14 protein-coding genes are annotated in these 11,099 nt (G+C 71.1%); 7 read left to right on the top strand and 7 right to left on the bottom strand.

Features of this window, described 5'->3' with window-relative positions; translation table 11 throughout:
- On the top strand, positions 1-251 hold a 251-nt coding region (locus ACFTZL_RS06930), incomplete at its 5' end, for a DUF5709 domain-containing protein (RefSeq protein ID WP_382579211.1).
- A gap of 34 nt (positions 252-285) precedes the next feature.
- Complete coding sequence (locus tag ACFTZL_RS06925) at positions 286-531, top strand: type B 50S ribosomal protein L31 (protein WP_189724340.1); 246 nt, start codon at positions 286-288, stop codon at positions 529-531.
- A 24-nt stretch (positions 532-555) separates the two neighbouring features.
- Here the strand turns inward: ACFTZL_RS06925 and ACFTZL_RS06920 are convergent, their stop codons facing one another.
- Entirely contained in the window at positions 556-1,350 is a 795-nt protein-coding gene (locus ACFTZL_RS06920; RefSeq protein WP_382579210.1) for a metal-dependent hydrolase, read from the bottom strand.
- A gap of 145 nt (positions 1,351-1,495) precedes the next feature.
- Here ACFTZL_RS06920 and ACFTZL_RS06915 point away from each other — a divergent pair, with 145 nt between their 5' ends.
- From ACFTZL_RS06915 to ACFTZL_RS06900, 4 genes are all read left to right on the top strand, one after another.
- Positions 1,496-4,009: a DEAD/DEAH box helicase gene (locus ACFTZL_RS06915; protein WP_382579208.1), complete on the top strand. Its 2,514-nt coding sequence runs from the start codon at positions 1,496-1,498 to the stop codon at positions 4,007-4,009.
- A 37-nt stretch (positions 4,010-4,046) separates the two neighbouring features.
- Entirely contained in the window at positions 4,047-4,919 is an 873-nt protein-coding gene (locus ACFTZL_RS06910; protein ID WP_382579206.1) for an acyl-CoA thioesterase, read from the top strand.
- Between the two features lie 150 nt (positions 4,920-5,069).
- Positions 5,070-5,966: a DMT family transporter gene (locus tag ACFTZL_RS06905; protein WP_382579214.1), complete on the top strand. Its 897-nt coding sequence runs from the start codon at positions 5,070-5,072 to the stop codon at positions 5,964-5,966.
- A 15-nt stretch (positions 5,967-5,981) separates the two neighbouring features.
- Positions 5,982-6,731 (top strand): SDR family oxidoreductase, encoded by a 750-nt coding sequence (locus ACFTZL_RS06900; protein WP_382579205.1) that lies wholly within the window; start codon positions 5,982-5,984, stop codon positions 6,729-6,731.
- 29 nt (positions 6,732-6,760) lie between these two features.
- Here ACFTZL_RS06900 and ACFTZL_RS06895 read toward each other — a convergent pair whose 3' ends face one another.
- The 4 genes from ACFTZL_RS06895 to ACFTZL_RS06880 form a co-directional block, all read right to left on the bottom strand.
- Positions 6,761-7,549 carry an Fpg/Nei family DNA glycosylase gene (locus tag ACFTZL_RS06895; protein ID WP_382579204.1) on the bottom strand — a complete coding sequence of 263 codons (789 nt, stop codon included), beginning with the start codon at positions 7,547-7,549 and terminating at the stop codon, positions 6,761-6,763.
- 10 nt (positions 7,550-7,559) lie between these two features.
- Positions 7,560-7,931 (bottom strand): VOC family protein, encoded by a 372-nt coding sequence (locus ACFTZL_RS06890; protein WP_382579202.1) that lies wholly within the window; start codon positions 7,929-7,931, stop codon positions 7,560-7,562.
- Positions 7,932-7,995: 64 nt separating this feature from the next.
- Positions 7,996-8,925 (bottom strand): DUF6397 family protein, encoded by a 930-nt coding sequence (locus ACFTZL_RS06885; protein WP_382579200.1) that lies wholly within the window; start codon positions 8,923-8,925, stop codon positions 7,996-7,998.
- Between the two features lie 126 nt (positions 8,926-9,051).
- A complete protein-coding gene (locus ACFTZL_RS06880) occupies positions 9,052-9,465 on the bottom strand; it encodes a roadblock/LC7 domain-containing protein (protein WP_382579199.1) in 414 nt (137 codons plus the stop codon).
- A 104-nt stretch (positions 9,466-9,569) separates the two neighbouring features.
- Here ACFTZL_RS06880 and ACFTZL_RS06875 point away from each other — a divergent pair, with 104 nt between their 5' ends.
- A complete protein-coding gene (locus tag ACFTZL_RS06875; protein WP_382579198.1) occupies positions 9,570-9,998 on the top strand; it encodes a PPOX class F420-dependent oxidoreductase in 429 nt (142 codons plus the stop codon).
- A gap of 24 nt (positions 9,999-10,022) precedes the next feature.
- Here the strand turns inward: ACFTZL_RS06875 and ACFTZL_RS06870 are convergent, their stop codons facing one another.
- A complete protein-coding gene (locus tag ACFTZL_RS06870) occupies positions 10,023-10,628 on the bottom strand; it encodes an ATP/GTP-binding protein (RefSeq protein ID WP_382579197.1) in 606 nt (201 codons plus the stop codon).
- A 38-nt stretch (positions 10,629-10,666) separates the two neighbouring features.
- The gene (locus ACFTZL_RS06865; RefSeq protein WP_382579196.1) at positions 10,667-11,077 is read right to left on the bottom strand and encodes a DUF742 domain-containing protein; all 411 of its coding nucleotides are present in this window, start codon (positions 11,075-11,077) and stop codon (positions 10,667-10,669) included.
- Between the last annotated feature and the right edge of the window lie 22 nt (positions 11,078-11,099).

Raw genomic sequence — 11,099 nt, 5'->3', positions numbered from 1 at the left:
TCGCCGAGGAGCTGCCGGACGCCGCCGCCCCGGACGGTGACGGTCTCGGGGACTGCCAGGGCACCGACGGGGAACTCCTGGACAACGAGGTCGGCGACGCCCGCTCCGGCCGGCTCGTGGCACCCGACGAGGGCGCGCACGAGGACGAGGAGAGCGCGCTGGTCGCCATGGACGTGGGCATCGACGGCGCGGCGGCGTCGGCCGAGGAGGCGGCCGTGCACGTCGTCGACGAGGACACCCTGTCCGGCTGATCGCAGCACCGCCCGAGCCGCACGAGGAGCATCCATGCAGCAGGACAAGCACCCCGACTACCACCCCGTCGTCTTCCGCGACCGGACCGCCGGATACGCCTTCCTGACCCGGTCCACCGCGACCAGCGGCGAACGCATCGAGTGGGACGACGGCGAGACCTACCCGGTCGTGGACGTGGAGATCTCCTCGGAGAGCCACCCCTTCTACACGGGCAAGGCCCGCACGGTGGACTCGGAAGGCCGGGTCGCCCGGTTCGAGCGGCGGTACGGCGGCTCCTGACCCCCGCCGGAAGCCCCGGGGCGCTCAGATGAAGTTGAGCGCCGCCGCGCAGCCCACCCCGCCGAGCAGCATGAACACCGGCATCAGCACCCTGAGCTCGACCCAGCTGCCCGCCCGGAAGCGCAGGGCCTTCGGCGGCCCCAGCGGGTACCAGCGCTTGCGCCCCACGGGTATGGGCCACAGGATCGGGCACCCGGACACGGTGAGCGCGTCCCCGATGTCGTGGACGATCGCCCCCAGCACGACCGGCAGCCCCAGCCACAGGTACTCCTGCCCCGGCGCCGTGAACAGCCAGTCCGCGCCGTTGCCCGGCTTGTCCAGGACGCCCGCGAGGATCCAGGCCGTGGTCGCGGCCAGCAGCCACACCAGGACATCGCTGCTGGAGCCGCGCGCCGCCCGCCACAGCAGACCCTCGATGGCCAGGACCATGTGCACGAAGAGGATCGCCAGCACGCCCCAGCGGTCACTGGTGATCGCCACGGCCGAGGTGCCCGCACCGATCAGGACCGCCCACAGCCAGGTGTGCGTGAGCGTCCGGTGCCCACCGGAGCGGCGCGGGTCGCCCTGCTTCTTCGTCGCCTTGTAGACGGCGTACGACAGCTTGTCCACGATCTCGCACAGCCAGCGTGACAGCGGTCCGAAGGACCGGGAGATCGTGGCCGCCTTGTGGTCGAGGTCCGGGGCGAGCGCGGCACCGGCGCAGATCAGGGCACCCACGAGAAGGACCGGCCAGGGCATCGGATGCCCGGCCGCGGCGGCCGCCGCACCGACGCCGAGCCAGGCGGCGGCGCCCGACAGTGAGTGTGCTGGTCCCATCATGGCCGTTGCCCGCCCCATTCCTCGTGTGCCGCTGTCCAGTTGACCGGGTGCGCTGACGTGTCGTCGGCGACCCAGCGTAGCGTTCGTGATCTTCGGGCCCGCAGCCGATTCCCGCATCGGGCATCGGGCCAGGCAAGATGGGGGCGTGACCCTCATCGATCAGCTGCCGCGGACCCCCGACCCCGACGCCTTGTACGAAGCCTTCGAGTCGTGGGCCGGCGAGCGGGGTCTCACGCTCTATCCCCACCAGGAGGAGGCGCTGATCGAGGTGGTCTCCGGCGCGAACGTGATCGTGTCGACGCCCACCGGTTCCGGCAAGAGCATGATCGCGGCGGGTGCGCACTTCGCCGCGCTGGCCCGCGACGAGGTCACCTTCTACACGGCTCCGATCAAGGCGCTGGTGTCGGAGAAGTTCTTCGAGCTGTGCAAGATCTTCGGCACGGAGAACGTCGGCATGCTGACCGGCGACGCCTCCGTGAACTCCGACGCCCCCATCATCTGCTGCACCGCCGAGGTCCTGGCGTCGATCGCGCTGCGCGACGGCAAGGACGCGGACGTCGGGCAGGTCGTGATGGACGAGTTCCACTTCTACGCGGAGGGCGACCGCGGCTGGGCCTGGCAGATCCCGATCCTGGAACTGCCGCAGGCGCAGTTCGTGCTGATGTCGGCGACGCTCGGCGACGTCTCCTTCTTCGAGAAGGACCTCACCCGCCGCACCGGCCGCCCCACCGCGGTGGTCCGCTCGGCCACCCGCCCGGTGCCGCTGTCGTACGAGTACCGCTACACCCCGATGACGGAGACGCTGACCGACCTGCTGGATTCCCGGCAGGCGCCCGTCTACATCGTGCACTTCACACAGGCGCAGGCCGTGGAGCGGGCGCAGGCGCTGATGAGCATCAACATGTGCTCGCGTGCGGAGAAGGAGCAGATCGCCGAACTGATCGGCAACTTCCGCTTCACCACGAAGTTCGGCCGCAACCTCTCCCGCTACGTCCGGCACGGCATCGGCGTCCACCACGCGGGCATGCTGCCCAAGTACCGCCGCCTGGTGGAGAAGCTCGCGCAGGCCGGTCTGCTGAAGGTCATCTGCGGCACGGACACACTCGGCGTGGGCGTCAACGTCCCCATCCGCACAGTGCTGTTCACCGCCCTCACCAAGTACGACGGCACCCGCGTGCGCACCCTGCGGGCCCGGGAGTTCCACCAGATCGCCGGCCGCGCCGGGCGGGCCGGTTTCGACACGGAGGGCTTCGTCGTCGCGCAGGCGCCCGAGCACGTCGTCGAGAACGAGAAGGCGCTCGCCAAGGCGGGCGACGACCCGAAGAAGCGCCGCAAGGTCGTCCGCAAGAAGGCGCCGGAGGGCTTCGTCGCCTGGTCGGAGCAGACCTTCGAGAAGCTCATCGGCTCCGAACCGGAGCCCCTGGCCTCCCGGTTCCGGGTGACGCACACGATGCTGCTGTCGGTGATCGCGCGCCCCGGCAACGCCTTCGAGGCGATGCGCCGCATGCTGGAGGACAACCACGAGCCGCGCAAGCAGCAGCTTCGGCACATCCGCCGGGCCATCGCGATCTACCGTTCGCTGCTGGACGGCGGCATCGTCGAGAAGCTCGACCAGCCGGACGCCGAGGGCCGTATCGTCCGCCTCACGGTCGATCTCCAGCAGGACTTCGCGCTCAACCAGCCGCTGTCCACCTTCGCGCTCGCCGCGTTCGAGCTGCTGGACCCCGAGTCCCCGTCGTACGCCCTCGACATGGTGTCCGTCGTGGAGTCGACGCTCGACGACCCGCGGCAGATCCTCGCCGCCCAGCAGAACAAGGCGCGCGGCGAGGCCGTCGCCGCGATGAAGGCCGACGGTGTCGAGTACGAGGAGCGCATGGAGCGCCTCCAGGACATCACGTACCCGAAGCCCCTGGAGGAGCTGCTCTTCCACGCGTACGACACCTACCGCAAGAGCCACCCCTGGGTCGGCGACCATCCGCTGTCGCCGAAGTCGGTCATCCGCGACATGTACGAACGGGCGATGTCCTTCACGGAGTTGGTGTCCCACTACGAGCTCGCGCGCACCGAGGGCATCGTGCTGCGCTATCTCGCCAGCGCCTTCAAGGCCCTGGACCACACCGTCCCGGACGACCTCAAGTCCGAGGACCTGGAAGACCTGATCGCGTGGCTGGGCGAGATGGTGCGCCAGGTCGACTCCAGCCTGCTGGACGAGTGGGAGCAGCTCGCCAACCCGGCGGAGATGACCGCCGAGGAGGCGCAGGAGAAGGCAGACGAGGTCAAGCCGGTCACCGCCAACGCGCGCGCCTTCCGCGTGCTGGTCCGCAACGCCATGTTCCGCCGGGTCGAGCTGGCCGCCCTCGACCAGGTCGAGGTGCTGGGCGAGATGGACGCGGAGGCCGGCTGGGACGCCGACGCGTGGGGCGAGGCGTTGGACAAGTACTTCGACGAGTACGAGGACCTCGGCACCGGCCCCGACGCCCGCGGCCCCAAGCTGCTGCTCATCGAGGAGGAGCCGGAGAACGCCCTGTGGCGGGTCCGGCAGATCTTCCACGACCCGAACGGCGACCACGACTGGGGCATCAGCGCGGAGGTCGACCTGACCGCCTCCGACGCGGAGGGCCGCGCCATCGTCCGCGTCACCGACGTCGGCCAGCTCTGAACGGCCGGACCGCAGCGAGCACAGGAGAATCCCACCCATGACCACGAACCCGGCCGAGAGACTCGTCGACCTGCTCGACCTGGAGCAGATCGAGGTCAACATCTTCCGCGGCCGCAGCCCGCAGGAGTCCCTCCAGCGGGTCTTCGGCGGCCAGGTGGCGGGCCAGGCCCTGGTCGCCGCCGGCCGCACCACGGAGGGCGACCGCCCCGTGCACTCGCTGCACGCGTACTTCCTGCGCCCGGGCATCCCGGGTGTGCCGATCGTCTACCAGGTCGAGCGGGTGCGCGACGGGCGGTCCTTCACGACCCGCCGGGTCACGGCCGTGCAGCAGGGCCGCACGATATTCAATCTCACCGCCTCCTTCCACAAGCCGGAAGAGGGCAGCTTCGAGCACCAGCTCCCGCCGGCCCGCAAGGTCCCGGACCCGGAGTCGCTGCCCACGGTCACGGACGAGATCCGGGAGCATCTGGGCGCGCTGCCCGAGCAGTTGGAGCGGATGGCCCGCCGCCAGCCCTTCGACATCCGCTACGTGGACCGGCTGCGCTGGAGCACCGAGGAGGTCGAGGACTCCGAGCCGCGCAGCGCCGTGTGGATGCGCGCGGTCGGACCGCTGGGCGACGACCCGCTGGTCCACACCTGCGCCCTCACCTACGCCAGCGACATGACCCTCCTGGACGCCGTCCGCATCCCGGTCGAGCCGCTGTGGGGCCCGCGGGGCTTCGACATGGCGTCCCTGGACCACGCGATGTGGTTCCACCGCCCGTTCCGCGCCGACGACTGGCTGCTGTACGACCAGGAGTCGCCGATCGCGGTCGGCGGCCGCGGTCTGGCCCGGGGCCGGATCTACGACCGTGAGGGCCGGCTGGTCGTCTCGGTCGTGCAGGAGGGACTCTTCCGCAAGCTGGACTGACCTGTCCGCGGGCCGGACCGGCCCGGGATTACGCCGCTCGGGGGCACGCGCGCTTCGGCACTCCGTTCGCGCCCGTGCCCCGATCCGGTGACCATGGCAGGAGGAGGCACCGCCGGCGTCACACGCCCGCCGATCCGGGAGGTGGCCACGCTGCACACCGTGCTCCCCGTCCTCTTCGCGATCTGCGCGGCCTTCAGCAATGCCGTCGCGACGGTGCTGCAGCGCAAGGCGGCGCTCACCGTGCCGCGCTCCGAAGGCTTCCGGGCCGGGCTGATGCTCGATCTGCTGCGGCGGCGCGTCTGGCTGGCCGGCATCCTCGCGGTGATCGCCGCCGCCGTCTGCCAGGCCCTGGCGCTGGCGACCGGGCCGCTGACGATCGTGCAGCCGCTGTTCGTGCTGGAACTGCCGCTCACCCTCATCGTCGCCTCGCTGCTGATGCACCGGCATCTGCCGGGCGCGGGCTGGCTGGCCGTGGCGGTGGTGGTGGCCGGGCTGGCGGTGGCGCTCGCCGCCGCGTCCCCGTCGGGCAATCGCACCCATGTGGAGCTGGACCGCTGGATTCCCGCGCTCGCCGTGTGCGCGGGAGCGGTCGTCGCCCTCGCTCTCGCCGCCCTCAAGCGCCCGGAGGGCCGCGCCCGGGCGGCCTGCCTGGGTGCCGCGACGGCGATCAGCTACGCGGTGACCGCGGCCCTGATGAAGGCCGCCACCCACATCCTCGAGGACCAGGGACTCGTGGCCTTCCTCACCGCCTGGCAGACCTACGCCTTCGCCGCGACCGGCGTGTGCGCGCTGTTCCTGCTGGAGAACGCGATGCAGGCCGGTCCGCTGGTCGCCTCGCAGCCCGCGCTCACCCTCGGTGACGCGCTGGTGAGCCTCGCCCTCGGCATCCTCCTGTACGAGGAGACGGTCCGCGCCGGTTGGTGGCTGCTGCCCCAGCTCTTCGGCGTCGCGCTGATCGCCGCGGGGGTGCTCGCCCTGGCGCGGATTCCGCTCACCCAATCACTGGTGGCTCCGGGCGAGGAACGTCAGACCGCGGGAGCACCCTGAGCCGAGGAGGCCACGATGGAGCGTCTCAGCGAGCGGGTGGCGATCGTCACCGGTGGGGCCGGAGGCATAGGGGCCGCGGTGGCACGTGCCCTCGCGGCCGAGGGCGCCTCCGTGGTGGTCGCCGACATCCGCGACACCGAGGGGGCGGACCTGGCGGCCGAGCTCGGCGGCCCGGCCCGCTACCTGCGTCTGGACGTCACCGGCGAGGACGACTGGCAGCGGGCCCTCGCCGAGACGGAACGGGACCTCGGCCCGGTCTCGGTCCTGGTCAACATCGCGGGGATCATCGACTGGGGCACGATGGAGGAGCAGAGCCCCGAGTCGTTCCGCCGGGTCGTCGACGTCAACCTCACGGGCGCCTGGCTGGGCATGCGCGCGGCGGCACCGTCACTGCGCCGGGCCGGGGGCGGCGTGATCGTGAACATGTCCTCCCTCGCCGGGCTGACCGCCTACGCCGGTGTCGGAGCGTACGCGGCCAGCAAGTGGGGCCTGCGCGGCCTGACGAAGGTCGCCGCGCTGGAACTCGCGCCCGACCGGGTCCGGGTCTGTTCCGTCCACCCCGGCGCCATCCGCACCCGGATGACGGCCGGCTTCGGCGACGCGTACACCGCGGGGCAGCCCGTCCCCCGGTTCGGCGAGCCCGAGGAGGTCGCCCGCATGGTGCTGTTCATCATCACCGAGGCGACCTTCTCGACGGGCTGCGAGTTCATCGTGGACGGCGGCATCCTCGCCGGGGCACCGGCCGTTCTGACTCCCACAGACTGAAGGGGCGGCTGAGAAGGGCCCTGGCCGGATCACCCGCCCGCCTGGCAGTGCGGGCACCACACCGTGCCGCGGCCCCCCATCCGGGTGCGGCGCAGGCCGGTGCCGCAGCGTGGGCACCTCGGGTCGGGGTCGTCGCGGTGGCCGGTGAGCCAGGAGTCACGCGGCGGGACGCAACCGGCGGTGACGGATGAGCGCAGGGTGCGGCGCATCTGGCTGTACAGCCCACGACGATCGGCCTGGGTGAGATCACGCGCCGGGCGGTCGGGGCGGAGCCGGGCGCGCCACAGGATCTCGTCGGCGAGCAGATTGCCGAGACCTGCGACAACGGACTGGTCGGTGAGCGCGGTCTTGAGATGCCCCCGGCGTGAGGACAGGGCGGCCTCGAAATCCGCCCGCTCCACCGCCAGCGCGTCGGGACCCTGCCCCTGGAGCAGCCGGTCGACGTCGGAGTCGTCGCCCGCCAGCCAGAGTCCCTGGAGTTTGCGCTGGTCACGGAAGCGCAGCTGGCGGCTGCCGCTCAGCGTGAACAGCACTCGGTCGTGGGCCTCGACGGCATCATCGGGATGACCGCAGACCAGCCGGCCGGTCATGCCGAAGTGCAGCACGAGGATCGGTCCGGCGCGGGTGCGGGCGAGCAGCCACTTCCCGTGCCGTTCCGGCGTGCCGAAGCGCCGGCCTTCCAGCGCGTCACGCAGTCGCCGGGCACTGACCCCGTGCAGTACGCCCGCGTCCCGCACCTCGACACGCCGGACGACCCGTCCCTTCGCGCAGGACTCGAGCACCTGCCGGAAGCCCTCGACATCGGGGAGCTCGGGCATGACCGACGCGTCAGGTTTCCTGGAGGACGGACAGCACGTTCCCCGCAGGGTCGGTGAACCAGGCGATCAGCGGGCCTCCGCCGCGGAAGATGCCCTTGTCGTCCGCCTTGAGGTGGTCGTAGTGCTCGAAACGCACGCCTCTCCTGCCCAGCTCGTCGACCGCGGCCTCGATGTCGTCGACGGGGAAGTTGAGGATGGTGTACGTCGCCGGGGTGTGGTCCTCCTTGGGGTAGACCAGGGTGTCCCGGTCACCCGCGATGTGCAGGAACAGCAGGCCGTTCTCCTCCGACACCCGGAGTCCGAGCGTGTCGCCGTAGAACGTCCTGGCCGCGTCGATGTCGTTCACCGAGAACCCGCTGAACGCCTTCGTCGTACCGAACATGATCGCCTCCTGGAACAGTCTCCTCACGATTCCGACCGGGACGCATCCGGAAACTCATCGCTTTTCACCCTGAACGTCGCCGGACTCTGCGGTGCAGCCATCCCAGGAGGCCGTGTGAAGGAGTGTGGTCCGGGATCCCGGGCCGGTCTCCGGCCGGAACCGGGGGTGCCGCACTCGGCTCTGGCGCTGATGGCGATGCCGGTCCTGTCGGTGCCGGCCGCGGTGCCGGGTGTCGCCTTCGCGCGGTCTCCATCGTGTGGGCCAGGTCAGCTCGGAACCAGGCCACTTCGTCCGGCTCGCTCGCCGTCATGAGCGCCTCGGCCCTTTCGGCGGCGGGTGAACCCGGGGTGCCGTGCGCCGGGAGGCGAGGACGGCAGCGGTCCAGGTGGGCGCGCTCGTAGGGGTCAGCCACGACTTCGGCCACGTCGGCGGGGTCGAGAAGACAGGCGACGGCTGCCGCACGAGCCCAGGCGTCGTCCCCCGCCTGCCGCGTCAGGAATCCGATGTGACGTCCCCGCCAGTTGCGAGGCCGCCGGTCCAGCCCGTCCTTCTGGCCTTCCCGGATCTGTGCGGGTGTGCGCCCCTTCAGCAGTCGGGCGTTGCTCTCCTCTGCGGCGAACTGCCGTAGTTCCTCGGCCAGATAGAGCCAGACGACCGTCCGGTAGCGGTTCAGGTAGAAGGTGACCGGCACGAGCAGGCCGTAGCGGGCGAGACTCGTGAACCTGGCGGGCGTCACCCCCAGGAGCCCGGCGCCCTCATGGGTGCCGGCGGTCGCGACACGCTCGCGCAGTTCGTCCGGGAAGCCGTCCCCGGCGCGCAGCCGGTCGATCTCGGCTCGGGCGACGCGCAGCCCTCCGCCGCCTTCGTCGGGCACGGTCCGGACGAGCCCGAGGTTCACCGCGAGGTCGAACTCACCGCGCTTGAGGTCGAGTTCGCGGGCGGCCCGGCTCGGAGCGCAGGTGCGGCGGTCGGGTTTCGCGATGGTGCCTGACATGGTCGGTCTCCCCCGTGGAGTCGGCGGCTCACGCCGTGTGCGGTCGCCGTGAGAAAACCGTAACCGCTTCGGCGCACTGCGTGACGAGCCTGTGGATAACTCCGCAGGGGAGGGCGAATGTGCAGGTCAGGCGCCTGTGGTCGGTTTCCGTTCGGGCTGGCGGGCATCCACGTCGAGATGCTCGCCGACCCGGTTGACCAGAAGTGTCATCTCGTACGCGATCTGGCCGATGTCGGCCTCGGCGCCGCTGAGGACGCACAGACAACTGCCCGTGCCGGCCGCGGTGACGAAGAGCACCGCGTCGTCGAACTCGATCATCGTCTGGCGTACGCTGCCCGCGCCGAAGTGCCGTCCCGAGCCCTTGGCCAGGCTGTGCAACCCGGACGACACGGCCGCGAGGTGCTCCGCGTCCTCGCGGCGCAGTCCCGTGCTCGCCCCGGTCACCAAGCCGTCGTTGGACAGGACCAGTGCGTGCCGCACCTGGTGGACGCGCTCGGTCAGGTCGTCCAGCAGCCAGTCGAGTCCCTGGTTCTGCGCCATGTTCCGATCTCCCCGTTTTCTCCCCGTGCGATTCTCCTCCTGGCCGGAGGATCTCCACGCCAGCCTTCCCCACGACCGCTGCCGGGGCAAGGAGGATGGGAGCCATGGCAGAGAAGATGACCGATGCGCAATGGCGGGAGTTCGTTTCCTACGGCACCCGCACCGCGAAGCTCTCCACCGTCAGGGCTGACGGGAGTCCGCACGTGGCCCCGATCTGGTTCCTGCTGGACGGGGACGAGGTGGTGTTCAACACCGGCGAGAACACCGTGAAAGGGCGCAATCTCGCCCGCGACGGCCGGGTCGCCCTGTGCGTGGACGACGACCGGCCGCCGTACTCCTTCGTCGTGCTGCAGGGCCGGGCTCGCGTCTTGAAGGACCTCGACGCCATAAGGCACTGGGCCACCCGCATCGGCGCCCGGTACATGGGCGAGGACCGCGCCGAGGAGTTCGGCGCCCGCAACGGTGTCCCGGGCGAACTCCTCATCCGGGTGGCCGTCGACCGGGTCCTTGCGGAGCGGGACATCGCCGACTGACCACGGGGAAGCCCGTGGCTGCGGTCAGCCGACCGAGTCGAGGAGCCGGGCGGTGTGCATCCGCCCGGCGTACTCGACCAGCCTGATCAGCACCTCCTTCCCCGAGTCGCGGTCCCGGGCGTCGCACAGCACCACGGGCGTCCCCCGGTCGAGATCGAGGGCGCGCGAGACGTCCGGGGCGCTGTGCTCCCGGGCGCCCGCGAAGCAGTTGACGGCCACCACGAACGGGATGCGCCGGTGCTCGAAGTAGTCGACCGCCGGGAAGCAGTCCTCCAGGCGACGGGTGTCCGCGAGCACCACCGCGCCGAGCGCCCCTTGTGACAACTCGTCCCACAGGAACCAGAACCGGTCCTGGCCCGGCGTGCCGAACAGGTACAGGGAGAGGCCGGACCGGATGGTGATGCGCCCGAAGTCCATGGCGACGGTCGTGGTGGTCTTGTGGGCCACGCCGTCGGTGTCGTCCACCGACTGCCCCGCTTCGCTGAGCAGTTCCTCGGTGCGCAGCGGCCGGATCTCGCTGACGGCGCCCACCAGCGTGGTCTTGCCCACGCCGAAGCCGCCGGCGACCAGGATCTTCAACGCCAGTGCGGCGGTGTCGCCGCCTGAGGCGTCGGAGTGCTCGGAGACCATTAGTCACTTCTCTCGTGTCGGGTGGGGTGTGCGTTCATCTACAGCGCCCTCAGTCCCGCGATCACCTCGCGCAGGATCCGTTCGTCGGGCAGTTGGGCCGGCGGTACGGGACGGCTGACGGTGACGCGGCCGAGTTCCAGGAGGTCGCCGAGGAGGACCCTGATCACGCCCACGGGCAGGTCCGCTCCGGCGGCGAGTTCGGCGACCGACTGGGTCTCCGTGCGGCACAGGTCGAGCAGGGTCCGGTGTTCCGGGCCGAGCGGGGCGTCGTCCACGCCGGGCGCGCCGGGGTCCAGCGTGACCAGGGCGATCAGGTCGAATCGCACGCCGGTGGGTCCGGGCCGGGTGCGTCCGCCCGTCATGGCGTAGGGGCGGACGAGAGGGCCGGCCTCGTGGTCGTACCACTGGCTGCCCTGCTCGCTCAGGGTGCCCGTCATGTCCTCGGTCATCTGCGCGGACCGCCCTCTCGGC

This window comes from Streptomyces sp. NPDC056948 (assembly GCF_042674225.1).
GTDB classification, from domain to species: domain Bacteria; phylum Actinomycetota; class Actinomycetes; order Streptomycetales; family Streptomycetaceae; genus Streptomyces; species Streptomyces purpurascens.
Note: the sequence above shows the minus strand (reverse complement) of the source record. Positions and strands in the feature narration are given on the sequence as shown.

Excerpts from the sequence above, each read along its gene's own strand:
- ACFTZL_RS06890 (WP_382579202.1), bottom strand. The coding sequence starts at position 7,931 with ATGTTCGGTACGACGAAGGCGTTCAGCGGGTTCTCGGTGAACGACATC.
- ACFTZL_RS06900 (WP_382579205.1), top strand. The coding sequence starts at position 5,982 with ATGGAGCGTCTCAGCGAGCGGGTGGCGATCGTCACCGGTGGGGCCGGA.
- ACFTZL_RS06875 (WP_382579198.1), top strand. The coding sequence starts at position 9,570 with ATGGCAGAGAAGATGACCGATGCGCAATGGCGGGAGTTCGTTTCCTAC.
- ACFTZL_RS06920 (WP_382579210.1), bottom strand. The coding sequence starts at position 1,350 with ATGATGGGACCAGCACACTCACTGTCGGGCGCCGCCGCCTGGCTCGGC.
- ACFTZL_RS06865 (WP_382579196.1), bottom strand. The coding sequence starts at position 11,077 with ATGACCGAGGACATGACGGGCACCCTGAGCGAGCAGGGCAGCCAGTGG.
- ACFTZL_RS06910 (WP_382579206.1), top strand. The coding sequence starts at position 4,047 with ATGACCACGAACCCGGCCGAGAGACTCGTCGACCTGCTCGACCTGGAG.
- ACFTZL_RS06885 (WP_382579200.1), bottom strand. The coding sequence starts at position 8,925 with ATGTCAGGCACCATCGCGAAACCCGACCGCCGCACCTGCGCTCCGAGC.
- ACFTZL_RS06925 (WP_189724340.1), top strand. The coding sequence starts at position 286 with ATGCAGCAGGACAAGCACCCCGACTACCACCCCGTCGTCTTCCGCGAC.
- ACFTZL_RS06895 (WP_382579204.1), bottom strand. The coding sequence starts at position 7,549 with ATGCCCGAGCTCCCCGATGTCGAGGGCTTCCGGCAGGTGCTCGAGTCC.
- ACFTZL_RS06880 (WP_382579199.1), bottom strand. The coding sequence starts at position 9,465 with ATGGCGCAGAACCAGGGACTCGACTGGCTGCTGGACGACCTGACCGAG.
- ACFTZL_RS06870 (WP_382579197.1), bottom strand. The coding sequence starts at position 10,628 with ATGGTCTCCGAGCACTCCGACGCCTCAGGCGGCGACACCGCCGCACTG.